This window comes from Eudoraea sp., assembly GCF_049669105.1.
Classification (GTDB): Bacteria; Bacteroidota; Bacteroidia; order Flavobacteriales; family Flavobacteriaceae; genus Eudoraea.
Genome location: NZ_JBATKE010000098.1, coordinates 19,407 through 42,990, shown reverse-complemented (window position 1 = coordinate 42,990; position 23,584 = coordinate 19,407). Strand labels below are relative to the sequence as shown.

General features: G+C 41.1%; 19 protein-coding genes. 9 read left to right on the top strand and 10 right to left on the bottom strand.

Annotated elements, in window-relative coordinates; all coding sequences use genetic code 11:
- Positions 1 to 119: 119 nt before the first annotated feature.
- A complete protein-coding gene (locus WBM60_RS08470) occupies positions 120 to 3,479 on the top strand; it encodes a DUF2723 domain-containing protein (protein ID WP_424259132.1) in 3,360 nt (1,119 codons plus the stop codon).
- Positions 3,480 to 3,523: 44 nt separating this feature from the next.
- Here WBM60_RS08470 and WBM60_RS08465 read toward each other — a convergent pair whose 3' ends face one another.
- The 3 genes from WBM60_RS08465 to WBM60_RS08455 form a co-directional block, all read right to left on the bottom strand.
- Entirely contained in the window at positions 3,524 to 3,820 is a 297-nt protein-coding gene (locus WBM60_RS08465; RefSeq protein WP_019670695.1) for a thioredoxin family protein, read from the bottom strand.
- A gap of 91 nt (positions 3,821 to 3,911) precedes the next feature.
- Entirely contained in the window at positions 3,912 to 5,141 is a 1,230-nt protein-coding gene (locus WBM60_RS08460; RefSeq protein ID WP_424259131.1) for a metallophosphoesterase, read from the bottom strand.
- A gap of 56 nt (positions 5,142 to 5,197) precedes the next feature.
- On the bottom strand, positions 5,198 to 5,920 hold the full coding sequence (locus WBM60_RS08455) for a copper homeostasis protein CutC (RefSeq protein WP_424259130.1): 723 nt from the start codon (positions 5,918 to 5,920) through the stop codon (positions 5,198 to 5,200).
- A gap of 41 nt (positions 5,921 to 5,961) precedes the next feature.
- Here WBM60_RS08455 and WBM60_RS08450 point away from each other — a divergent pair, with 41 nt between their 5' ends.
- From WBM60_RS08450 to WBM60_RS08440, 3 genes are read left to right on the top strand one after another with little or no spacing between them, the layout of a single operon-like run.
- Positions 5,962 to 6,945, top strand: a complete 984-nt coding sequence (locus WBM60_RS08450) for an isoaspartyl peptidase/L-asparaginase family protein (protein ID WP_424259129.1) — start codon at positions 5,962 to 5,964, stop codon at positions 6,943 to 6,945.
- A 57-nt stretch (positions 6,946 to 7,002) separates the two neighbouring features.
- A complete protein-coding gene (gene polA / locus WBM60_RS08445) occupies positions 7,003 to 9,840 on the top strand; it encodes a DNA polymerase I (RefSeq protein WP_424259128.1) in 2,838 nt (945 codons plus the stop codon).
- A 21-nt stretch (positions 9,841 to 9,861) separates the two neighbouring features.
- Complete coding sequence (locus WBM60_RS08440; protein ID WP_424259127.1) at positions 9,862 to 10,569, top strand: hypothetical protein; 708 nt, start codon at positions 9,862 to 9,864, stop codon at positions 10,567 to 10,569.
- Here the strand turns inward: WBM60_RS08440 and hypE are convergent.
- From hypE to WBM60_RS08405, 7 genes are read right to left on the bottom strand one after another with little or no spacing between them, the layout of a single operon-like run.
- On the bottom strand, positions 10,566 to 11,591 hold the full coding sequence (gene hypE, locus WBM60_RS08435) for a hydrogenase expression/formation protein HypE (protein WP_424282957.1): 1,026 nt from the start codon (positions 11,589 to 11,591) through the stop codon (positions 10,566 to 10,568). The two genes, WBM60_RS08440 and hypE, sit on opposite strands and share 4 nt — an antisense overlap.
- Positions 11,592 to 11,594: 3 nt before the next feature.
- The gene (gene hypD, locus WBM60_RS08430) at positions 11,595 to 12,689 is read right to left on the bottom strand and encodes a hydrogenase formation protein HypD (RefSeq protein WP_424259125.1); all 1,095 of its coding nucleotides are present in this window, start codon (positions 12,687 to 12,689) and stop codon (positions 11,595 to 11,597) included.
- On the bottom strand, positions 12,689 to 14,950 hold the full coding sequence (hypF, locus tag WBM60_RS08425; RefSeq protein ID WP_424282956.1) for a carbamoyltransferase HypF: 2,262 nt from the start codon (positions 14,948 to 14,950) through the stop codon (positions 12,689 to 12,691). Before hypF ends, hypD begins: the two co-directional genes overlap by 1 nt.
- Positions 14,951 to 14,957: 7 nt before the next feature.
- Complete coding sequence (locus WBM60_RS08420; RefSeq protein ID WP_424259123.1) at positions 14,958 to 15,491, bottom strand: hydrogenase maturation protease; 534 nt, start codon at positions 15,489 to 15,491, stop codon at positions 14,958 to 14,960.
- 31 nt (positions 15,492 to 15,522) lie between these two features.
- Positions 15,523 to 16,275 (bottom strand): Ni/Fe-hydrogenase, b-type cytochrome subunit, encoded by a 753-nt coding sequence (gene cybH, locus WBM60_RS08415; protein ID WP_424259122.1) that lies wholly within the window; start codon positions 16,273 to 16,275, stop codon positions 15,523 to 15,525.
- A gap of 13 nt (positions 16,276 to 16,288) precedes the next feature.
- Entirely contained in the window at positions 16,289 to 18,022 is a 1,734-nt protein-coding gene (locus WBM60_RS08410) for a nickel-dependent hydrogenase large subunit (RefSeq protein WP_424259121.1), read from the bottom strand.
- A 10-nt stretch (positions 18,023 to 18,032) separates the two neighbouring features.
- Positions 18,033 to 19,157: a hydrogenase small subunit gene (locus tag WBM60_RS08405; RefSeq protein WP_424259120.1), complete on the bottom strand. Its 1,125-nt coding sequence runs from the start codon at positions 19,155 to 19,157 to the stop codon at positions 18,033 to 18,035.
- A 166-nt stretch (positions 19,158 to 19,323) separates the two neighbouring features.
- On the opposite strand from WBM60_RS08405, the gene WBM60_RS08400 reads away from it, so the two are divergent.
- From WBM60_RS08400 to WBM60_RS08380, 5 genes are read left to right on the top strand one after another with little or no spacing between them, the layout of a single operon-like run.
- A complete protein-coding gene (locus tag WBM60_RS08400; protein WP_424276614.1) occupies positions 19,324 to 19,665 on the top strand; it encodes a hydrogenase maturation nickel metallochaperone HypA in 342 nt (113 codons plus the stop codon).
- A gap of 15 nt (positions 19,666 to 19,680) precedes the next feature.
- On the top strand, positions 19,681 to 20,544 hold the full coding sequence (hypB, locus tag WBM60_RS08395) for a hydrogenase nickel incorporation protein HypB (protein WP_424259118.1): 864 nt from the start codon (positions 19,681 to 19,683) through the stop codon (positions 20,542 to 20,544).
- Between the two features lie 22 nt (positions 20,545 to 20,566).
- The gene (locus WBM60_RS08390) at positions 20,567 to 20,830 is read left to right on the top strand and encodes a HypC/HybG/HupF family hydrogenase formation chaperone (RefSeq protein ID WP_424259117.1); all 264 of its coding nucleotides are present in this window, start codon (positions 20,567 to 20,569) and stop codon (positions 20,828 to 20,830) included.
- An 11-nt stretch (positions 20,831 to 20,841) separates the two neighbouring features.
- Positions 20,842 to 21,525, top strand: a complete 684-nt coding sequence (locus WBM60_RS08385) for a leucyl/phenylalanyl-tRNA--protein transferase (RefSeq protein ID WP_424259116.1) — start codon at positions 20,842 to 20,844, stop codon at positions 21,523 to 21,525.
- An 18-nt stretch (positions 21,526 to 21,543) separates the two neighbouring features.
- On the top strand, positions 21,544 to 23,289 hold the full coding sequence (locus tag WBM60_RS08380; RefSeq protein WP_424259115.1) for a tetratricopeptide repeat protein: 1,746 nt from the start codon (positions 21,544 to 21,546) through the stop codon (positions 23,287 to 23,289).
- Positions 23,290 to 23,584: the final 295 nt, after the last annotated feature.

Sequence of the window (23,584 nt, the reverse complement as noted above, 5' to 3'; positions counted from 1 at the left end):
TTTTTTATAAAAAAAAAAAAAAAAAACCACGACAGCCTCCTGTTAAAGGTTTGACAAAAATATAAGCCCATATCTATTTTAATTAGTAAATTCGCCCAGACTGGTAAACTTCATAGTACATGTTTTCAAAGAACTTCGAGAAATGGGACACCATCCTTGGGTGGGTCGTTTTTTTTATAGCCCTTATTACTTACACTATTACGGTAGAACCTACAGGTAGCTTCTGGGATGCAGGAGAATACATTACTACCTCTGCGAAATTGCAGGTGGCACACCCACCGGGGGCACCTTTGCTGCAAATGATTGGCGCCTTTTTTGCCATGTTCGCTTTGGAACCGGACCAGGTTGCGAGAATGGTAAATTATGTTTCTGGGGTTTCCAGTGCTTTTACCATTTTGTTTATGTTCTGGACCATTACCAATCTAACACGAAAGTTAATATCCAAAAAAGATAAGTTTACAAATAGTAATGCCATCGCCGTATTCAGCAGTGGCATTGTTGGTGCTTTGACTTTTACCTTTTCAGATAGTTTTTGGTTTAATGCCGTAGAAACTGAAGTCTACGCTATGGCCAGTTTTATAATGGCACTGCTGTTATGGATAGGGTTAAAATGGACAGATGACCTTGAGGATCCAAGGGGTAACCGATGGTTGATACTCATTTCTTTTGTAGTAGGGCTTACCTTTGGTATTCAATTTATGGGCTTTTTGGCAATTCCAACCATAGGTTTATTATACTATTTCAAAAAATATAAAACCACCACCGTTAAGAATTTTCTCTTAGCCAACATTAGTGTAATTGCAATTTTAATGTTGGTCTATAAATTTTCGCTTACATACGTGCTAAAATTATTTGGCTGGAGCGAAGTTTTCTTTATCAATAGCATAGGTTTACCCTTTAATTCGGGTTCCATAATTATGCTTTTGGTTTTTATTGGTGCCTTTTACTTTGGATTGCGATATACCAGAAAAAACAATTACAGGGTAGCCAATACTTTGGTGCTCTGCGCTATGTTTTTATTTCTTGGTTTTTCTTCCTGGCTTATGTTACCAATCAGAGCAAATGCCAATGTTGTAGTCAACGAAAATAATCCTTCAGATGCTCGTTCATTGCTTGCCTATTACAACAGAGAACAATACCCGCAGGTAGACAGCCCAATTTATGGCACTTATTATTCAGATACGTTTGCTCCGGCAGGACCTGAGAAGGATGATAAACCCAAATATGAAAAAGATAAAGAATTGGGCAAATACATTATTGTAAATAAATACAAGAATGCAATGCAGGGGCCCAACGAAGATCACAGGGGTTTATTACCACGAATGTGGAGTGATCAGAACGCTGAAAACTACATGAAATATTTCGGCCCTTTGAATTTTAGGATGAAGACATCTAACGAAGAGTTGCGCAAAGCAGTGGCCCAAGTTAAATCTGGTCTTGCCAATGGTGAAATAGATGAAGCACAATACATTGGCTTTTTAAGGCAGTTTGGAGAATATCTGGAAGTAGAACCCCCGAGCGTTTGGCAGAATGTGAAATATATGTTTCAGTTCCAATTTGGTTATATGTACTGGCGTTATTTTATGTGGAATTTTGTTGGGAAACAAAATGATGTGCAGGGCCGTTATAATGGCAATGGGGAATGGTTAAGCGGAATTGGGTTTATAGACAGTCTTCGTTTGGGAACTCAGGAAAATCTCCCAAAGGATGTATTGGATAATAAAGGTAGAAATACGTATTTCTTTTTGCCCTTAATTCTGGGCATTATAGGTTTGGTTTTCCAGTTTACCAAAAATCCTAAGCAATTCTGGGCTCTTTTTGTATTTTTTATTTTTACAGGGATTGCAATTCAATTCTACACAAATCCCTATATTTTTCAACCACGTGAACGTGACTACTCGCTTGTAGGTTCCTTTTATATTTTCGCATTGTGGATTGGTTTAGGGGTTTATGGCCTCTATGAAGAATTTAAAAAATTAATAAATCCAAAGGTGCTTGGACCGGTTATCCTTGTGATCTGCCTTTTGGCTGTCCCGGGGGTAATGGCCTTTCAGAATTGGGATGACCATGACCGTTCTAATCGCTATACCGCCCGCACAAGTGCCAAGGCCTATCTTGATTCATGCCAGGAAGATGCAGGTGCCATGTTATTCACCATTGGAGATAATGATACTTTTCCACTCTGGTATGCACAGGAAATTGAGGGATACCGTACCGATATACGAATAATTTGTACCAGCCTTTTTGCAACAGATTGGTATGTGGATCAAATGAAACGAAAGGCCTATAAAAGTGAGCCTATACCCTCTCAACTGACCCATGATCTTTATAGATATGGCAACAGGGATGTAATTTATTATCAGGGTCTTCCTGGTTTGGAGGAAAAAAGATGGAACATCAAGGATTTTATGAATTGGGTGGGAAGCAATAAACCTCAGACAAAATTCAAATATATACTTGAAAAACAGGGTGCTGATCTAAGCGAATATTCGGAGAGCACATTAGACCTTGTATATTATCCAACTAACAAAATAAGAGTCCCTGTTAACAAGAAAAACGTACTTGAAAGTGGCTTGGTCAAAGAAAAAGATTCTGCATTAATTGTTGATTATATTGATATTGACCTGCCGAAAAGTGCCCTGCCGAAAAACAGGATTATGATGCTGGATATCATTGCTAATAATGATTGGAAACGCCCAATCTACTTTTCCGGCGGTAGTTTTGACAAAGCAGAATACATTTGGATGAAGGAGTATTTACAGCTGGAGGGATTAGCCTATAAATTAGTACCTATCCAAACGAAAAATCAAAGTTCTTTTGAGATGGGGCGAATAGATACAGAACTGATGTATGATATCGTAAAAGGATGGGATTGGGGCAATTCAGGAAGTTCAAAGATCTATCATGATCCACAAACCAGAACACAAGGTTTATCTTTCCGGGGTAATCTTGCACGATTAACAGAAGCTCTTATAAAAGAAAACAAAATAGACAAAGCAAAAGATGTGATTAACATTGCCATGACAAATATGCCTTTGGAATACTATGGCTTTTACGCTTTTGTTGAACCTTATGTGGATGGATATTATAAGGTAGGAGAAACACAGAAAGCCCGAGATTTATTTTATAGGTTAAGGAATATTTATCAGGATCGATTGGACTATTATTCAAGCATTCCTTTGGACGAACAATATGATAATATTGAAGATATTATTGGTGATATGGAAGCATATAGAAGAAACATTGATATTCTTATCGAAAATAATGATCGGGAATTGGCAGAAAAAGAATCCTTAATTTTTAATGAGCATATAGACAGGTTCAGTCACTTTTACAAGGATGAGATCTTGGAAGAGCCTCCATTATTAGAGCAATCTAATCCTGATATGAGAGATACTTCGCCCCTTGAAGGCGATTCACTTTCAGGTAACTCACTAGATTCAGGGATGGAATTGGATACCGTTAGTGGTGGAAACTAATTCTACAATTATACAGTTTATTACTATAAATACAAAGTTGCTTTTTATAGGTATTCGTTAAGTATCCCAATAAGTGTGTTTGCATCCTGCTCACCACTTTGTCTCCACACCATTTCCCCTTTTTTGTAGATCATAAGGGTAGGGAGGCCTTTAATTCTAAGTGCCTGTGATAGTTCTTTATTCTTATCAACATCTATTTTTATAACCTTTCCTTTATCTCCTAAGGCTGCTGCAACATCCCGAAGAACAGGATGCATAGAAGTAGATTGCTCATTCCACTCAGCATAAAAGTCAAGTAGCACAGGGATATTTAGATCTATAAGTTCACCGAATTTGGACATATAAATTACATTGGGTTATAGATCAAATGTATGAAAAAATGTTAAAAAATCGGGTATACCCATAATTTTGGGCAGAACATGCAAGTTAAATTCACGTTAAATCTTTCTTTATTAGAGTAATTACAGTGATTTCCGGCCATATTCCCACTCTTCCCGGGTAGCCCAAAAATCCAAAACCCCGGTTTACATTTATAAATTCTCCCAGTTCCTCATAAATACCGGCCCAATATTTATAACGCCATTTAACCGGGCTCCATTTGACCCATCCGGGAATTTCTATTCCAAACTGCATTCCATGCGTATGACCGCTTAATGTGAGATGATAATGATACTTATCTTTTAAAACTACATCCTCCCAATGAGATGGATCATGACTCAATAGGATTTTAAAATCATCCTTACTAATTTCAGAGGCTGCCTTATTTAAGTCACCCGACTTTCTAAAACCACCTCTTCCCCAATTTTCAACACCAATTAAAGCTAATTTATCTTCCTCTTTTTTCAGATATCTACTCTCATTGAGCAAGAGATCAAAACCCATTTCCTTTTGCATAAGCTTAAGCTCATCCAAATTTTTCATCTTTTCTTCTTCGGTATTCCAGGTAACATAATCACCATAATCATGGTTTCCCAAAATTGAATATTTCCCATCGACAGCGCTAAGGCTTGAAAACAATTCAGCCCATGGTTTCATTTCCTCCGCTTTATTATTTACCATATCTCCGGTAAAAAAAATAACATCACTCTTTTGCTTATTAATCAAATCAACCGCATATTCGATTTTCCCTCTATTGTCAAAACTTCCACTGTGAATATCTGAAATTTGAGTAATCTGATATCCGTCAAAAGCCGGGGGCAAATCTTCAAACTCCATTTTGTATTTCAATACCTTAAAATTGTATTTCCCTCTATACATGCCGTATAGTAATGCCCCAAAAGGAATTGCTGCGATACCCATGGCAATTAAACTCAAAAACCTTCTTCTCTCCGGTAGGCTGAACTCCCTTGTAGTGCCGTAAAATTTCTGATACCCGGCCGCAATGACCCTGAAAATATCTTCAGAAAAAAGAAATATAATCGTAATAATTTTGAACGTAAGGATGGCTGCTAAAAACCCAAAAGCATAACTTTTAGGCCTGCTTAAAACCCTGCCGGCTGTTTCACCCCAGGTAAATTGAAAAATAAAGTTCCCAAGTACTATTAACGACATGGCAACAAAAACAAAGTAAACCCAGGGAAACCTGGTTGCGGTCTTCAAGGCTTGTAAGGTATAGAAGCCCAAAATAAAATAAATTATTACAAAAACAATCCAGCGTAACATATGCTATTTTTTACAAATATATTTCTTTAACAGGGTATCGCTTTAGATCTTTACCATTATTTAACGCTTTGAATTAAGGCACGAACAATCTCGAAGTCTGTAAGAGCAATTTCATCATCTCTGAGATACGAGGCAGTATTCATTGAAAGTTGGGGTTTTCTATTCATGGTTTTACTAAACTTTATTCCCGAAAGGTGAATCGCTTCAAAACCTTCATTTTTAAAAATCAGTGCGTTGTGTTCTCGTATTCCTCCACCAGGCATAATAACACATTTTTCTGCCTTCTTTCTCCACGAGACCAACTGATTTATCCCTGCCTCTGCTGATTGTCTTCCTCCCGAGGTTAAAATGCAGTCTACTCCCAAATTCTCAAGTTCCGTCAGTGTTTTTAAAGGATCCGTTACCCAGTCAAATGCCCGGTGAAAAGTAAATTGTAAATCCCCGGCTGCAGCTATCAGTTCCCCTGTCCGTGTCTTATCCAGTTTACCGTCGGAATACAAAACTCCTGAAACTATTCCCGATATACCAAGATCTGCACAGATTGCAATATCTGTTTTCATAATCTGAAACTCGTCCTTGGAATAAGTGAAATCCCCGCTTCGAGGTCTAATCAAAACATGAACGGGAATACTAAGTTTTTCTGAAACTTTCTTTATCAAACCATAGGACGGAGTTATACCTCCAACCGCTAATTCTGTACAGAGCTCAATTCTGTCCGCCCCAGCTGCCTCTGCATTAATAGCAGATTGATAGGAATTAGCACATACTTCTACGATCATTTCATATATTTAGACCTATAAAAGTACGCAACCCAGCCCAGATGAAACGTAGAAAATTTTTAAAAAATTCTTCCTTAAGTACAGCGGGAATCTTTTCCGCATCCTTATTAGCTTCCTGCGAAACGGATAAGAAACCTCAGGTAGTTAATAAAATGATTAAACCTATTGTCATAGCAACATGGGATGTCCTCAACGCAACAAATAAAGCCTGGCAAGTTCTTAACAATGCTGGTACCGCTTTGGACGCTGTAGAACAGGGGGTAATGATTGAAGAAGCAGACATAAACAATCAATCTGTAGGTAAAGGGGGCAGACCGGATCGGGATGGCAATGTTACTCTTGACGCCTGTATAATGGACAAAGACAGTAATTGCGGAGCTGTGTTATATCTTAAAAATATCGTCCATCCTATTTCGGTTGCCAGAAAAGTAATGGAGGAAACACCTCATGTAATGCTTGCAGGCAAAGGGGCCGAATTGTTTGCCTACCAAAAGGGTTTTAAAAAAGAAAACTTACTCACTGAGAAGTCGAAGGCGGAATGGTTGGAATGGAAAAAAACTTCGAAATACCAACCAGTAATAAACATAGAAAATCACGATACTATCGGGATGCTCGCAATTGACAGTAAAGGAGATATTGCCGGTGCTTGCACCACAAGCGGGATGGCATATAAAATAGGAGGTCGGGTTGGCGATTCCCCAATTATCGGAGCCGGATTATTTGTTGATAATGAAGTTGGTGGAGCTACGGCCACAGGGGTTGGTGAAGAAGTTGTTCGTACTGTTGGAAGTTTTCTTATCGTTGAATTGATGAGGCAGGGTAAAACGCCTCAGGAGGCATGTGAAGAAGGAGTCAAACGCATCATATCCAAAAACAATGAGAAACTGGATTTCCAAATTGGCTTTATTGCCATCAACAAAAAAGGAGAGACCGGAGGGTATTGCATACAGCCCGGCTTTACCTACAGGGTGTATTCTGAACAAGGACATATTAATAAAACTGCAAGCAGCTATATAAGCTCTTAAATACTTTACTAAAGCACATAAACTTTGTAGTTTTGGAACTCTACAAGCACACTAAATATGGCAGACCAGAAGCGACTTTTTTTATTAGATGCATATGCATTAATATTTAGGGGGTATTATGCCCTCATAAAAAACCCCAGGATAAATTCCAAAGGAATGGACACTTCGGCAATCATGGGGTTTGTAAATTCCTTGTTCGACGTAATAAAACGAGAAAAGCCAGACCACCTGGCCGTTTGTTTCGATAAGGACGGCAGTACGGAACGCACAGAATTATTTGCAGAATATAAGGCAAACCGGCTTGAGACCCCGGACGCTATTCGGGTGGCCGTACCTATAATTCAGGACATTCTTAAAGCCATGCATATTCCCTGCGTAGAGGTATCTGGCTTGGAAGCAGATGACATTATTGGCACATTGGCAAAACAGGCAGAGAAAGAAGGATACAAAGTATTTATGGTTACGCCCGACAAGGATTTCGGGCAATTGGTTTCAGAAAATATTTTTATGTACCGCCCTTCCCGTATGGGCAATGGAATTGAAATTTGGGGAATTCCTGAAATACAAAATCGATTTGGAGTAGAACATCCCGAACAGGTTATCGACTATTTGGGCATGATGGGCGATGCCAGCGATAATATTCCCGGACTTCCGGGAGTTGGCGATAAAACCGCCAAAAAATTTATAGCAGAATTTGGCACCCTTGAAGGCCTGCTTGCGAATACGGATAAACTGAAAGGGAAAATGAAAGAGAAAGTGGAAGAAAATGCCGAATTGGGACGCCTCTCAAGAAAATTAGCTACTATTTGTGTGACCTGTGACGTTACTTTTGATGCCAAGGATTATGAACTCTCTGAACCAAATAGTGAAGAGGTACAAAAGATATTTGAGGACTTGGAATTTAGAAGGCTTAAAGAACAATTCTTAAGGATCTTCTCAGAAGAAGCCGCTGTTACAGATGAAAAAGAGAACAGTAATGAACCAAAAACAAAAAAAGAGCCCCAGGCTGCTGGAAGCGGTCAGTTTTCACTATTTGGAAGTACTGGCGATTCTCCTGCAACTTTAAAAGAATTTTCCAGCAGAAAAACCATAAATGATGTATCTCATGTTTATCAGAGTGTCTCATCAGGAATGGGCATGAAATTATTCCTTCAAAATTTAATGAAACAATCTGTAGTTTGTTTTGATACGGAAACAACTTCTTTAAATCCTCTTGTAGCCGAGCTGGTTGGAATAGCTTTCTCCTGGGAAGCCGGCAAAGGTTTTTATGTTCCTTTTCCTGAAGAACGGGAAAATGCCCAGGAATTAATTGAACAACTCCGCCCTTTTTTCGACGCTGAAAACATAGAGAAAATCGGACAGAATTTAAAATATGATATAAAAGTGCTTCACAAATATAATATTTCCGTCAAAGGAAGTTTATTTGATACCATGTTAGCGCATTACCTCATAAATCCTGATATGCGTCACAATATGGATGTGTTAGCAGAGACTTACCTGAACTATACCCCGGTATCTATAACTGAGCTTATTGGAAAAAAAGGTAAAAACCAATTGAGCATGCGTGAGGTTAGTTTAGAGAGGCAAACAGAATATGCCGTAGAGGATGCTGATATAACTTTTCAGTTAGCAAAGCAGTTTGCAAAAGAACTTAAGGAAGCTAAAACAGAAGATCTTTTCAGGAATATTGAGATTCCTTTGGTAAATGTTCTGGCAGATATGGAATTAGAGGGAATAAACCTCGACATAAAATTTCTTAATTCGCTTTCAAAAGATTTAGAAAATGATATAAAAAACCTGGAAGTCAAGATCTACAAAGAAGCTGGTGAAGAATTTAATATTGCATCTCCAAAGCAGTTAGGTGATATTTTGTTTAATAAGCTGAAACTTGTAGATAAGCCAAAAAAAACAAAAACAGGACAGTATTCCACATCGGAGGACGTGCTTTCCTATCTTGCCAAAGAACACCAAATAATTAAAGATGTCCTAAATTACAGAGGGCTGGCCAAATTAAAGAGTACCTATATTGATGCATTACCGGAACAGGTTGAAGAAAGTACTGGCAGAGTACATACAGATTATATGCAAACTGTAGCTGCCACAGGAAGGTTAAGCAGCAATAATCCTAACCTTCAAAACATACCAATACGCACCGAACGAGGCAGACAGGTACGTAAAGCCTTTATTCCCAGAGATGATAATTATCTTCTTTTGGCAGCTGATTATTCACAAATAGAACTTAGAATAATTGCATCCCTAAGTGAAGAAACAACAATGATTGAAGCCTTTAAAAATGGGGAAGACATTCATGCTTCAACCGCTTCAAAAGTTTTTAATGTACCCCTTGACGAAGTTACCAGAGATCAAAGAAGTAATGCGAAAACGGTGAATTTTGGTATAATTTACGGTGTGTCTGCCTTTGGATTGAGCAATCAAACTGATCTATCACGGACAGAGGCTAAGGAATTAATTGATACTTACTACAAGACGTATCCAAAACTGAGAAATTATATTAGCGATCAGATAGACTTTGCAAGGGAACATGGATATGTGCAAACGGTGCTGGGCAGGAGGCGTTATTTAAAGGATATAAATGGTAGCAATGCCATTGTCCGCGGTGCTGCAGAAAGGAACGCAGTGAATGCACCTATACAAGGAAGCGCAGCCGATATAATAAAAATAGCAATGATCAATATACACAGAAAGCTTAAAGAAGGTGATTTTAAAACCAAGATGCTTCTCCAGGTCCATGATGAACTGGTCTTTGACGTTTTTAAACCAGAACTGGAAGATCTGCAGATTATGATTAAAACCGAAATGGAAAACGCTTATGAGCTCCTGGTACCGTTGGATGTAGAACTGGGCATCGGAGAAAATTGGCTCGAAGCCCACTAATTATACGACACAAATAACTGCATGATGGAAACAATGTTCCCTTTTACGGCGGCTTTATTAGCTGCTATGCTTCATGTAATTACAGGGCCAGACCATCTGGCAGCGGTAGTTCCATTTGCAGTTGAATCTAAAAGGAAAGCATGGAAAATTGGCTTATCCTGGGGGATAGGGCATTTGGTGGGCATGTTGTCTATAGGCCTGCTTTTTATGGTATTTAAAGAACTTATCCCTGTAGAGCAAATCTCTGACTATAGTGAACAATTAGTAGGCTTTGTGCTAATAGGGATCGGGGTATGGGCCTTCTACAACATCTACAAAAGACAAAATAACCATGCGCATTTGCATGTGCATAGCGAGAAGGCTCCTGTAATTCATCGCCATACACATGACCACGGGCAGGAAATCACCCATGCACACCACCATAGTCCCCAACTTAAACAATCTCATTGGGCTTCCTTCTCGGTTGGGTTTCTTCATGGATTGGCAGGTATCGCGCATTTTCTTTTATTCCTCCCTGTACTCGGTTTTGAAAAACAAACCGAGGCCTTTGGTTATGTTATGGGGTTTGGAGTTGGGATAGTTTTGGCCATGACTGTTTTTGCCTTTGTAATAGGAACAGTAGCCAGCCTTTCCAAAAACGGACACAATGATGTTTTTTTTAAAGGGATCCGCCTGGCAGGTGGTCTCTTCGCTATAGTAATAGGGGTATATTGGATATTAAGCGCCTAACAAATACGTGGCAACTGCTCTCCGATAAGGGGACTTACAATACGTTTGCCTCCAATGAGACTTTGCATCACGACTTTGCCAGGGTGTTCCGCTGTAACTTCGCCCACAGAAATAGCATGTTGGCCTTTGGGATCTTTTCGCATCAGAGCCAATACCTCCGCCTCGATAGCCTTGTCTACAATCACAACAAAAACCCCCTCATTGGCAACATACAAGGGGTCCAACCCTAGGATTTCACAGGCAGCTGCCACCTGTTTTTCAATAGGAAGACTGTTTTCTATAAGTTGAACACCCTTTTCTATTTCCTCGGCGATTTCTGAAAGTATACTGGCCAACCCCCCCCGGGTAGGGTCTCTCAATAAATGTATTTGTGAACCAAAGGCGTCGAGCAGGTCTTTCACCATATAGTTCAAATTAGTGGTATCGCTTTCGATGGTCGATTCAAATTCCAATCCCTCCCTCTGAGACATGATGGCCATCCCATGCTGAGCCAGATAACCATTGATAATAATTTTATCGCCTGTTCTAATGTTAGATGCCGCAATATCAGCCCTTGGGTGTACCGCCCCAAAACCCGTAGTATTGATAAATATTTTATCGCCCTTACCTCTTTCCACAACTTTCGTATCCCCGGTTACAACCTGCACGCCACTGCCATCCGCAGCTGTCTTGATGGAATTGATAATTGTAGTAAAATCTGCCATAGACAGGCCTTCTTCCACAATAAAGGAAAGGGTAATAAATTTCGGAATAGCACCGCACATGGCCACATCATTGACTGTGCCATGAACCGCCAGCTCTCCTATGTTACCTCCTTTAAAAAAGATAGGGGAAACCACAAAGCTGTCTGTAGATACCGCTATAGGTCCCTCAATATTAAAAATAGCCCCATCGTGCTTCTGGTCTAGGTAAGGATTGCTAAATGTTTTAAAAATAAGACTATCCAGTAATTCCCTGGTCATTAACCCACCACTGCCATGGCCTAAATGTATGCTGGCATATTCCTTCTTTGTACTATCCATAATTTAGGAGGAAATTAGATTATTTGCATAATGATAATAAGCAGCACAGGCCCCTTCGGAAGAGACCATAGGGGCCCCAAGGGGATTTGCCGGCGTACAGGCCTTGCCAAACTCACTGCACTGATGGGGTTTTTTAATTCCTTTTAAGATTTGTCCTGCGATACAATCGGGGTTTTCCGGTGCGGTTATGGCCTGTATCCCGAATTTTATTTCCGCATCATAAGCCTGATAGGCTTTTTTTAAAACATAACCACTTTTAGGGATCACCCCCAGTCCCCTCCAGGCCCTGTCACCCACCTCAAATACTTCATTTATGACTTTTTTGGCTTCCGGGTTACCCGTTTCCTTTACCACCCGGGCATACTGGTTCTCTACTTCATATCGGCCTTCCTCCAGCTGCTTTACGGATTTATAGATACCCTCTACTAAATCTAAAGGTTCAAAACCTGTAATAACGATGGGAATCTTGTATTTTTCTGCCAGTGGGTAATATTCCTTCATTCCCATAATAGCACAAACATGTCCGGCTCCTAGAAAGGCTTTGATATTACAAAGTTTATCTTCCAGGATCCCTTCCATAGCCGGGGGCACCAAAACGTGCGAAACCAAGATGGCATAATTAGTTAGTCCTTCCTTTTGGGCGTGTAATACGGATAGCGCATTGGCCGGGGCCGTTGTTTCGAAACCCACTGCAAAGAAGACAACCTCCTTATCCGGATTTTCACGTGCGATTTTTACAGCTTCCATCGGCGAATAAAGTATTCTGAGGTCGCCACCACTGGCCTTGGCCTCCTGCAGGCTTTTCCTGCTACCAGGCACCCGTACCATATCACCAAAGGAACAAACAATTACATTCTGCTCTAATAACTCTACCGCCTTATCTATTAGTTGTAAGGGAGTTACACAGACGGGGCAACCAGGACCATGGATCATCTGTACTTCTTCCGGCAATAGTTCAAGGATACCATTCCGGACCAGGCTATGGGTTTGTCCTCCACAAATTTCCATAATCTGCCAGGGCCGGGTCACCGTTTGTGCGATGAGTTTGAGATACCCCTTGGTAGCTTCCAAATTTCGGTATTCATTGAGATATTTCATTATTGTTTAATTAGGTTTGCATAATACATGAGCTGACCCAAGGCGATATTCTCATCATTTGGAGAAATATTCCTATTAAAATAGAGTTTATAATCGTCTTTACCAATTTCCTTTAACATATCGACCAAAATGGCATTTTGAAATACCCCGCCACTGAAGGCAATGTGCTTAAGTCGCTGCCGGCGAGCAATCTGAAAAATTAGGGTAGCCAAGGTGAATAAAAAATTACATATTATTGCCTCCCTTGGTATTCCACGCCCTACCTCAGCAAAGATATTTCTGATAATATCAGACGTTGGTATAGTACCCGTGTCCGGAATTACAGCATACGCCTTACAATTTGAAAGTTGGTATGTCTCGATATACTGTTCCATCAAGATCGCAGCCTCTCCTTCATAAGTATTCGTATCACAAATACCCAATAGTGAAGCTACAGCATCAAATAGCCGACCTACAGAAGACGTTTTTAAAGAATTCTTGTGCAATAGGGTCTTGTAGATGTCATGGGTGCGAGAGTCAAACTTTGATTCCAGAAGGTCATCCATGCCTTCACAGGCAAGTGAAAGCAAAGATAATTTGGGTTCCTTAGCCATTTTATCCCCAGCCAGCCAATCATAGTATTCAAAATGGGTAATACGCTCCATCTTTTTCTGTTGGTAGCGGAAGAATTCACCTCCCCATATGTGACCATCGTCTCCGTAACCTGTCCCATCCCAGATAACCCCCAACACAGGAGTGTTTTGATCAAATAAATTATGCTCCCCCAATACTGAAGCAAAATGCGCCTTATGGTGTTGCACTTCATGCCAGGTTACACCCCATTGTTTAACAAGCCCTTTCCCATATTGGGTGCTTAAATAAGCCGGGTGTTTATCTACCAAAAGAATCTCCGGCTTAGTTTCAAAAAGTCGTACAAAAGTTTCAATGGTATCGGTAAAACGGTTGAATACTTCATAATGGTCCAGGTGGCCCAGATATTGGCTTAGGTAAAGAAAATCGTTGGGGTAAAATGCGATGGTACTTTTTAAATGCCCGCCCAGTGCCATAATTTTTTCGGTAGAAGAGGGAAGAGGACCATAGTAATTGGGTGCGTAGCCACGGGACCTGCGGTATATTATTTTTTGTTGAAATTTGGGAGTAAATTTTACCACAGAATCGTCTTGCGCATTAGTTATGTCAAGGTTATGATGCAGAAAATAATCTGCCACCTGGGCAAGAGAACTTTGTGCATCTTCCATATTGCTAATGATGGGTGAACCATGAATGTTACCGCTTGTAGCCACAACAGGGGTTTGCACTTCATTCATTAATAACTCAAGGAGGCCGGAATAAGGCAACATCACCCCCAGCTGGTTAAGTCCCGGCGCCAGGGCATCAAAGACTAACTGCCCTTTATAACCTATACCGGAAATAAGGACTATGGGACGCTCAGGGGAAAGTAATTCTATTTCCTGGGCCTGGGTTATACTAACTTCCCCCTGAAGCTGTTTCAAGGAAGCATACAGAATAGCGAAAGGCTTTTTAGGTCTGCGTTTTCGATTGCGCAGGGTCTGTATGGCCGTTGCATTCTGTGCATCACAACAGAGTAAATACCCACTGGTGTTCTTAATGGCAATGATGTATCCTTCCCTTATTAAAGCGGCTATTTTTTTAAAAATCCCTTGTGGATCTGCTGCTAGTTCCTTCCCTGTTGCATCGGAAAGGGAAAGTGCTATACCACAACTTGGGCAGGAGTTGGTTTGCGAATGGAACCTTCGGTCTAAAGGGTTGGTATATTCTTCCTGGCAGACCGGGCACATATGGAAGGAGTGCAGGTTAGTGTGTGCCCTTTCAAAAGGGAAAGTGTTCGTAATAGCCCATCTCGGACCACAATAGGTACAGGTAGTAAACGGGTAATAATACCTGCGGTTATTTACTTTTAAAAGCTCCTCTCGGCAGCCATCACACAAGGCAAAATCTGGCGTTAATTGCAGGTTTAGCTTACCCCCTTTTTGGGAAGGGACAATTGAAAACTCATCAAAAAACATAGCCGATACTTCTTCTATGCGGTGACCTTTTACCCTGGCTACCCCTGGCGGATTTTTTGTGAGTTCCTGGTAAAACCCCTCTATAATTTCCCGGGTTCCGTTAACTAAGACAATTACTCCTTCTTCATTGTTCGAAACGGTTCCAGTAACCTGATGCTTTTGGGCTGTAACATACACAAACGGTCTAAATCCTACCCCTTGTACCTGGCCTTGGATAATAATTTTAAAGGTCATAAATACACTAGGGATGAACCGTGGTTAATTTCCCTGACAGATCCAAAATTTGATCAATCGCCGAAGGGATTGCAGCAGCTACCTTGGGAGATAAGGCAACCGTCATCGGGGTTATTTCTTCAACAGAGATGGTGAATAAATGAATATCCGGATGTAAATTGGTAAGGTAAACTGCCTCTATCATATCCTTCAGACCAACATCATGTACACTTAGTGCGGTTGGGAAATCAGACGCAAATTTAGGACGAATTAAGTTAATGGTACCTGCCTCCTTGCCATCCATAGTCGCATCTACAAAAATAACCGTCCTGTATGCTTCAAAACAATTGAGGAGTAAGAACCCACCAGTCCCTCCATCCAGGATGTCTACATAATCGGGCAGGGTTCTTCGGGCCATTTCCTGGATCAGGTGTACACCTACCCCTTCGTCACCCATCAGGTAATTGCCTACCCCCAGAATAAGGATACTACTTGTTTTATCCTTTTCAAAGAAAAAAGCATCGCTACTTACCGCAACGGGAGGTCGGGCTAAATTGGCCATTCGCTATTTAATTTACTGTATTGCCTGTTTATTAGTTAACTGATTCGGGTTCTTTTTCTTCTGGCAATTCCACATTCGTAATATTCACTTTCTTTTTGGAAAGGCGCTCACGACTTATAAATTTATATCCACCAAACATGGAGGAAACCTCTCCCCGGCCTTCCAGCCAGTCATGGTAAAATACCAGGTAAACATGAATCAGAGTGAACAAAATAAAAAGCCAGGTAGCCGAATGGTGAATGGTCCTTACCATAAAATCACCCCCAAGGAAAGGAACTACCCAGGCAAAGAGCTTAGGAAGCCACCATCCCGACATGGACGAATAGAGGCCAAAGCCGGTAAAAACCTGGACCAGAGCAATTAGAAATAAGGCTACATACGAAAGGGCTGCCATGGTGTTATGCCCAACACTAATATTCCTCACATCCGGGTGTTTCTCATTCGCTAAAAATATATCCACTTTTAATACATGCCATAAATTGCGCCACATCTTCTTATCACGAGGAATAAAGGACTTCCAGCTAGAAAATCTGTTTCCAACAAATGACCAGTAAATCCTTAAAATCATATTAAAAAAGAAAATGTAGGCTGTACCAAAATGAATAAACCGAACTGTACCAAACCAATAACTCTCACTTGCTTCCATGTTCGACATTATGGCAGGCGGATCTGCAATGATAAAGCCTGTTATAGCAAGGGTGGTAATAGCCAGCACATTAATCCAATGAAAAATACGGACGGGTAATTCCCAGACATATACGCGTTTATAAGTTCTTGTTCTCATGATCCGTTACTTTCTAAATGTCACAACTCGAGATGTTTTGTACCTGGGAAATATGATTCCCATGTTCGTCATATAAATGCACGGCACATGCCAAACAAGGATCGAAAGAATGAATGGTCCTGATTATTTCAAGTGGCAATTCCGTATCGGCCACAGGAGTCCCGAGAAGGGTAGATTCATAGGCAGAACGTTGCCCTTTTGGGTCTCTTGGTGATGCATTCCATGTAGAAGGTACCACCAATTGATAATTGGCAGTTTTACCGTCTTTAATTCTGATCCAATGTGCAAGGGCCCCTCTTGGTGCTTCTGAAAAGCCTACCCCTTTGGATTCCGGTGCCCATTTTTCGGGTTCCCATTTGTCCATATTGGCCATACGGGTATCCCCATTTTTAATATTCTGAAGCAAGGTGTCATAAAACTCCATAGTCCAATTTGCAACCAATTGCGTTTCAATGCCTCGTGCAGCTGTCCTTCCGAGGGTAGAAAACAAAGCATCAACGGGTACATCTAAATGACTTAATGCACCATTTACAGCATCCTGAATTTCCTTATTCCCTCTGGCATAGCCTACTAACAAGCGGGCTAATGGCCCTACTTCCATGGGTTTGCCTTTCCACCTTGGAGTTTTGATAAAACTGTATTTCTGGCTGACATCTAAATGTTCATATGGTGGTTTAGGTCCGGAATAGTTGATACTGGTTTCCCCATCCCAGGGATGCTTACCTGTATCGGGTCCTTCGGTATAGTTGTCATACCAGGAATTGTTTACAAATTCTTCAATATCCTCATTTCTGTGATCTACATCGTATACCTTGGAAAGGTCTCTGTCTAAGATAATCCCCTGTTGAAATTTAAACCCAGAAACATCATTATAGCCATTGGTAGGGAAATCACCATAGCTCATATAATTTCCAAAACCTTTACCTATGGCACCCCAATCTTTGTAAAAAGAAGCAATAGCCAAAAGATCTGGTATATATACCTGTTCAATGAATTGTTTACCCTCTTTAAGAAGGCGGCCTACATAGGCCAGACGCTCGGCGTTGATGCCTCCGGGGCTTTCAGTATTGATGGCACAGGCCATACCCCCTACCAGATAGTTAGGGTGCGGGTTTTTCCCGCCAAAGATGGTATGTATTTTAACGATTTCCTTTTGCCATTCTAAGGCTTCCAGATAGTGCGCAACGGCGAGAAGGTTTACTTCTGCAGGGAGTTTCATTTGCGGGTGACCCCAGTAACCATTGGCAAAAATGCCTAGTTGTCCGCTTTCTACAAATTTGGTTACTCGTTTTTTTACATCTGAAAAATAGCCGGGCGAACTTTTAGGCCAGCTGGAAATACTCTGAGCCAGCTCGGAAGTTTTTAAAGGATCAGCCTGCAAGGCATTCACCACATCTACCCAGTCCAGGGCATGCAGGTGATAAAAGTGAACGGTATGGTCATGCATATACAGAGCACCTTCCATAATATTTCGAACCATTTCCGCATTCGGTGGAACGGTAATTCCCAGGGAGTCTTCGACCGCCCGCACAGAGGCAAGGGCATGTACCGTAGTACACACGCCACAGGCGCGCTGTACAAAAGCCCAGACGTCGCGCGGATCACGTCCTTTAACGATGTTCTCAAGACCTCGAACCATAGGGCTCGAACTATAGGCCTCGGTAATTTTACCATCTTTCACTTCCACTTCTATTCGCAAGTGACCTTCAATTCTGGTGATAGGGTCTACAACTATTCTATTTGCCATGATTTTTGTATTAGGAATCGAATTTTTTCACGTTCTGTTTACCTTTCGATATTTCGCTTTTGAGTTCCTTTCTTTTGGAAACATTCGCAGCAATTGCATGGGCTGCCAAACCTCCGGCTAATACGCCAGCCGCCACTTTACCAATTGTATCTGCAGAACTTTCAATACCAAATCCTGCAAGCCCTGTTAATCGTTCATAAAACGGACCGTTATCCCAGAAATCTTCTTCACTGCATCCTATACAACCATGCCCGGATTGAATTGGGAAACTTACCCCGTTATTCCATTTGATAGTACCACAAGCATTATAGGTCATCGGACCACGGCAGCCTACTTTATAAAGACAGTAACCTTCTTTGGCGTTTTGATCATCAAAGGTTTCCGCAAAAAGACCGGCATCGTAATAGGGTCTTCGGTAACAACTGTCGTGTACGCGTTTGGAATAAAAGGCTTTAGGCCTGCCCAATCCGTCCAGTTCGGGCAATCTGCCAAAAGCTACTACGTGTACCACAATCCCGGCCATGACCTCACCAATTGGGGGACAGCCGGGCACCCTGATGATTGGTTTATTTTTGATGATCTTATGGATGGGTGTTGCTTCAGTGGGATTCGGATAGGCTGCCTGTACACAACCATTGCAGGCACAACTTCCCCATGCGATGATGGCCTTTGCTCCCTCAGCTGCTTCGAGCAATAAGTCTTTGGCAGACCTACCTGCAATACAGCAATAATTACCGTCATCCCCAAGGGGTACGGAACCCTCTACGCAAAGAATGTATTCTCCTTTATATTTTTCCATAGTTGCCTTTTTGGCAGCTTCGGCCTGATGCCCGGAGGCAGCCATAAGGGTCAAGGTGTAATCCAATGAAATCTTGTCCAGAATAATATCAGCCACAATAGGGTGGTCTGATCGAATGAAGGATTCACTACAACAGGTACATTCCTGATAGTGCTCCCAAATAACCGGCAATCGGTAGGTGGTTTCCAATGACTTGGCAACCTGTGCAATCATTGAAGTTTCCAACCCCATATAGGCAGTGATATAGGTGGCAAACTTCATGAAATCCCTTCTGGTGTATCCTTGCTTTATGATACTTTCATAATAAGTTTCTTTTGTTTCTGTTTTTGTGGCCATGACGACATCGTATTAGCGATCCATATAAAAAGTGAAAGAAATGATAGATAGCTTTAAATTTATGGTAACCAAATTGTTAAAAAAATGATATTTGTCATGAAAATAAAAATATTATATCCCTACTATTGTAGTTATTTACGGCACAATCGCTGATTGAAAAAATACTATGCATGAGTTGTCTGTAGCATTGGGAATCGTAAAAATCGCGGTCGATGAGACCGCGAAGGCCAAGGCCAATAAGGTATCATTAATAGAACTTGAAATAGGCACCCTGGCAGGTATAGAATTTGAGTCGCTCGATTTTGTTTGGCCAGCCGCCGTGAAAGATACGGTACTGGAACATGCGGTAAGAAAAATTTACGTCATCGATGCCAAAGGCAAATGCATTGATTGTGATACTGTTTTTGAGATGCAGCATTTGTATGATGCCTGTCCAAAATGTCACAGCAATTTCAAAGGCATCCTTCAGGGAAAGGAATTAAGGGTAAAAGCGTTGGAAGTAGTCTAATTAACATTCATTATTATGTGTGGAACTTGCGGTTGCGGGAGCGAAGAAAACGGCATTAGTATACTAAGGCCTTTAGAACAAAGGGAAGATCACGGACATGATCATACCCATGAACATGGACACCACCATCATCACGATCACCATCATCACGATCACGATCATCATCACGATCATCATCACGATCATGATCATCACTCTCACGACCATATCCATACTCCTAAAAAAATACTTAAAATAGAGCAGGATATCCTCCAGCACAATGAGGTCATGGCTGCCAGAAACCGCGGGTATTTTGAGGCAAAAAATATTGTAGCCCTTAATTTGGTAAGCTCTCCCGGTTCAGGTAAAACCGCTCTCCTGGAACGCACCCTTAGTGACCTTAAAAATGAAATGCCTTTCTACGTTATTGAAGGGGACCAGCAAACGCTTAACGATGCTAACCGGATCGCTGCGCTCAATGTTCCTGTAATCCAGATCAACACAGGCAAAGGATGTCACCTGGAAAGCGATATGATTTTTGATGCAGCCAAAAAACTAAAGATGCAAGACAATGCAGTACTAATGATTGAGAACGTAGGCAATCTGGTATGCCCCTCCATGTTCAACTTGGGAGAAGATAAAAGAGTGGTCATCATCAGTACTACTGAAGGAGTGGACAAGCCCATTAAATACCCAGACATGTTCCATAGTTCAGATATCTGCATCATCAATAAAATAGACTTGTTACCATATTTGCAGATCGATCTTGAAGTCTTGAAAAACTATGCTTTGCAGGTAAACCCCAACCTACAGTTTTTTGAGGTATCCGCAACCACAGGGGAAGGCATGGAACAATGGTACAACTGGCTGCGAGCCACGGTAAAAATGATCTCGGCATAAAAAACAACTTAAACCACCTAGTATGTGTTTGGCAATCCCTGGTAAATTAATCGCAATCACCTCACAACTGGATGATACCTTCCGGCTTGGCAAAGTATCGTTTGACGGAGTCATCAAGGAAGTAAGCCTTACACTGGTACCCGAAGCCAAAATTAATGACTATATCATGGTACATGTAGGAGCTGCTATAAGTGTTATTGATGAAGTAGAAGCCAAAAAAACCTTTGATATTTTAAAACAATTGGGGGAGTTGAACGAATTAGACTCTCCTGATTTCACAACTTAATTTCAGCCGCATTGCCTTATTTTGAGCTACAAAAGGACGAATTTAAACTACCTCCGGCCTATTTTGCCGATATTGACGGGTTATTGGCTGTAGGTGGGAAAATTTCAGCTGAAAACCTCTTAAAAGCTTATGGGGAAGGCGCTTACTACTGGCATCATCCCCTAAAAAGGATACAATGGTGGTCTCCGGATCCCAGGATAGTACTATTTCCCGAATCCTATCCATGGGACGAGCAGGCCTATAAACAACTTTCCGAAAAATATGAGCTAAGCGTTAATTTGAACTTTGAAAACCTGCTGCGACTTTGTCAGGAATATTATAACCGGGAGACACAAATGGGTCCGCAATGGCTGTCTGAAAGGATGTTTCGCATATTTATGGAATTGCACCGACAAGGATACATACAGTCAATAGAAGTGTGGGATCAGGGGGAACTGGCAGGGGGTATCTTCGGAGCAACCATTGAGAAATTATTCTTCGGAGAATACCTGGTTGGCACCTCCGATGCCGTAATGAACTTCGCGGTTAGCTCCCTGGTAAAGAAACTATGTGAAAAAGGATATAAGCTAATGGATATGCAAAAGGAGACCGTTTTTTATCAGGGAATCCCCTATGAAGAAATGGCAAGGTTAACTTATGTCAGCATTTGCAAAGAGAACGCTATGGCTATATCCAACCAGGCTTTTAAACCTTGAGATCTAATATAAACAGGTATGGAATCATCTTTTAGCGAACAACTACAAAAAGGAGCGTTTTATTTAGAACAGGAGAGATTCGAAGATTCTATTCTGGAGTATACTATGGCCCTGAAAAATACCAATAACTACAAACAGAAAAGAGACCTTAATTTGGTCTTAGGCAGGTTGTACCAAAAAGCCAATAAACCTGAAAAGGCGGTGGCAGCATTCGAAGCCTCTTTAAAACTTTACGACCTCCTTGAACCGGAAAAGGAAGCTGTTGCAAAAGCAGCACTTCACAATAACCTGGCTGCAGCATATATGACACTTGATATTGAGAACGCCATCAGCCATTACAAATCCGCCCTATCACAATATAAATCGCTTGCGAGTTCGGCACAGGAAGACTTCCTTGCCCACCTGGCCAATACGCATTTTGCTTTGGCGGAGGCCTTCCTGCAGAAAGCGGCCTTAGCGCAAGCTAAAACACACTTTAAAGAAGCCATAAAAGGCTATGAAAAACTTCCAGAGTTAAAGGATATTAAGGCAAGAGCACACTATCAGCTGGGGCTTATTTATACAGAAGAATTCAATCTCTATGATGCCAAAACACAATATACCAAGGCTTTGGAAATTTATGAGAAGGAAGAAGTCTTTGGGCAGCCCGGAAATAAGCCCGTTATTGCCGCTCTGCACAACAATTTAGCTATTACTTTTAAATCCCTTGAGGAACCTAAGAAAGCTATTTCGTCCTATAAAAAGACGCTCGAGTTGTACAAGGCCCTGTCCAAAAGCCAAGCTACAGTTTTTCTTCCCTATGTAGCCGCCACTCATAGCAGCCTGGCCATTGCATTTGCAGAAATACAGCTTGTTGAAAAGGCAATAGATGAAACCAGAAAAGCTTTGGCAATTTACAATGAGCTTGCAGACTCCCATCCTGACGATTACACCCATTATCTTGCCACTTCCCTACACAATTTAGGGTTGTTTTATTTTGAGTTAAAGGCGATTGATGAGGCTGAACATTTTTTTTCAGAGGCCCTATCCTTAAGGAAAAAAATCGCCGCTCAAGCCCCAAAAGCCTTTGATGCTGATGTCTGTGCCAGTGCCCTTAATCTGGTGGAACTTAATCAGTATCTTTTGGAAAACCAACTGGATATTTCCTACAAAGAAAAAAGCCTTGCCTTGCTAGAGGATGTCAAAGAACGACTCAACACTTTTGAGGATTCCCGGCTTGTGATAAAGAATATGAAAAGTGATTGTACCTATTATCAGGAATATTTCAACACCATAAACCTGGAAAAACTTTCTTTCCAGAGGACAAAAAAAACCATTCGGGCCTTGCAGGAAGAAATCAATAGCACAATCTTCCCAAGGGAAAAAATGACCTATCAAGAACAGATCGTAAGCCTATTAAAAATACAATTTGAGCTATACCCTAAGAATGAAGAGTTAAGGCAGCTCCTTGCCTATGCCAAGAATGATCTGGGCTGGTTATACTTGCGTCTAAAGGAACCCGAGAATGCCCTAACCCAAATCCAGCAAGGTGAAGAGCTAGATGAGCGAATCGGCTCACTAAAATGTAACCGCGCCCATGCTTACCTGCTTCTAGGGCGTCTGAAAAAAGCAGAGGTACTATACCGGGAATTGATCTCTACCCATCAAGCCATATCTGAAAACTATACGGAAATCATTAGCAACGATCTGGAGAAACTTGAGGCTGACGGCATTGATACCAGCTTGATAAACAGAATCAAAAACAGGATACCCCTCCCATTGTAGTTTGACAATCAAAAAAGCTATTGAACGCAATGTGATATGTCACTTGCAGACAGCTCTTTGGTCTAGAAAATAGTACAAAAGCGGATATCCTAATATCTGAACTATCCAGTAACACGATTCAGTAATATAGATAGGAGATTCACAACTATATCCTTAATATTCAAATTTCCCTTCTCAAGGCTTGAATAGAAAGAATTTCTATTTCATCTAAAGAACAGAGTTTACAAACCAAGTTTTACAATAAATAAAAACCCTTCGTTAAAAAACGAAGGGTTTTTATTTTCAGTTGAATTTC

Bases quoted from the DNA above. Each gene is read 5' to 3' on its own strand.
- WBM60_RS08380 (WP_424259115.1), top strand. From the start codon at position 21,544: ATGGAATCATCTTTTAGCGAACAACTACAAAAAGGAGCGTTTTATTTA.
- WBM60_RS08465 (WP_019670695.1), bottom strand. From the start codon at position 3,820: ATGTCCAAATTCGGTGAACTTATAGATCTAAATATCCCTGTGCTACTT.
- WBM60_RS08440 (WP_424259127.1), top strand. From the start codon at position 9,862: ATGATGGAAACAATGTTCCCTTTTACGGCGGCTTTATTAGCTGCTATG.
- WBM60_RS08455 (WP_424259130.1), bottom strand. From the start codon at position 5,920: ATGATCGTAGAAGTATGTGCTAATTCCTATCAATCTGCTATTAATGCA.
- WBM60_RS08400 (WP_424276614.1), top strand. From the start codon at position 19,324: ATGCATGAGTTGTCTGTAGCATTGGGAATCGTAAAAATCGCGGTCGAT.
- WBM60_RS08410 (WP_424259121.1), bottom strand. From the start codon at position 18,022: ATGGCAAATAGAATAGTTGTAGACCCTATCACCAGAATTGAAGGTCAC.
- WBM60_RS08460 (WP_424259131.1), bottom strand. From the start codon at position 5,141: ATGTTACGCTGGATTGTTTTTGTAATAATTTATTTTATTTTGGGCTTC.
- polA (WP_424259128.1), top strand. From the start codon at position 7,003: ATGGCAGACCAGAAGCGACTTTTTTTATTAGATGCATATGCATTAATA.
- cybH (WP_424259122.1), bottom strand. From the start codon at position 16,275: ATGAGAACAAGAACTTATAAACGCGTATATGTCTGGGAATTACCCGTC.
- hypD (WP_424259125.1), bottom strand. From the start codon at position 12,689: ATGAAATATCTCAATGAATACCGAAATTTGGAAGCTACCAAGGGGTAT.
- hypE (WP_424282957.1), bottom strand. From the start codon at position 11,591: ATGGATAGTACAAAGAAGGAATATGCCAGCATACATTTAGGCCATGGC.
- hypB (WP_424259118.1), top strand. From the start codon at position 19,681: ATGTGTGGAACTTGCGGTTGCGGGAGCGAAGAAAACGGCATTAGTATA.
- hypF (WP_424282956.1), bottom strand. From the start codon at position 14,950: ATGACCTTTAAAATTATTATCCAAGGCCAGGTACAAGGGGTAGGATTT.
- WBM60_RS08420 (WP_424259123.1), bottom strand. From the start codon at position 15,491: ATGGCCAATTTAGCCCGACCTCCCGTTGCGGTAAGTAGCGATGCTTTT.
- WBM60_RS08405 (WP_424259120.1), bottom strand. From the start codon at position 19,157: ATGGCCACAAAAACAGAAACAAAAGAAACTTATTATGAAAGTATCATA.
- WBM60_RS08470 (WP_424259132.1), top strand. From the start codon at position 120: ATGTTTTCAAAGAACTTCGAGAAATGGGACACCATCCTTGGGTGGGTC.
- WBM60_RS08450 (WP_424259129.1), top strand. From the start codon at position 5,962: ATGAAACGTAGAAAATTTTTAAAAAATTCTTCCTTAAGTACAGCGGGA.
- WBM60_RS08390 (WP_424259117.1), top strand. From the start codon at position 20,567: ATGTGTTTGGCAATCCCTGGTAAATTAATCGCAATCACCTCACAACTG.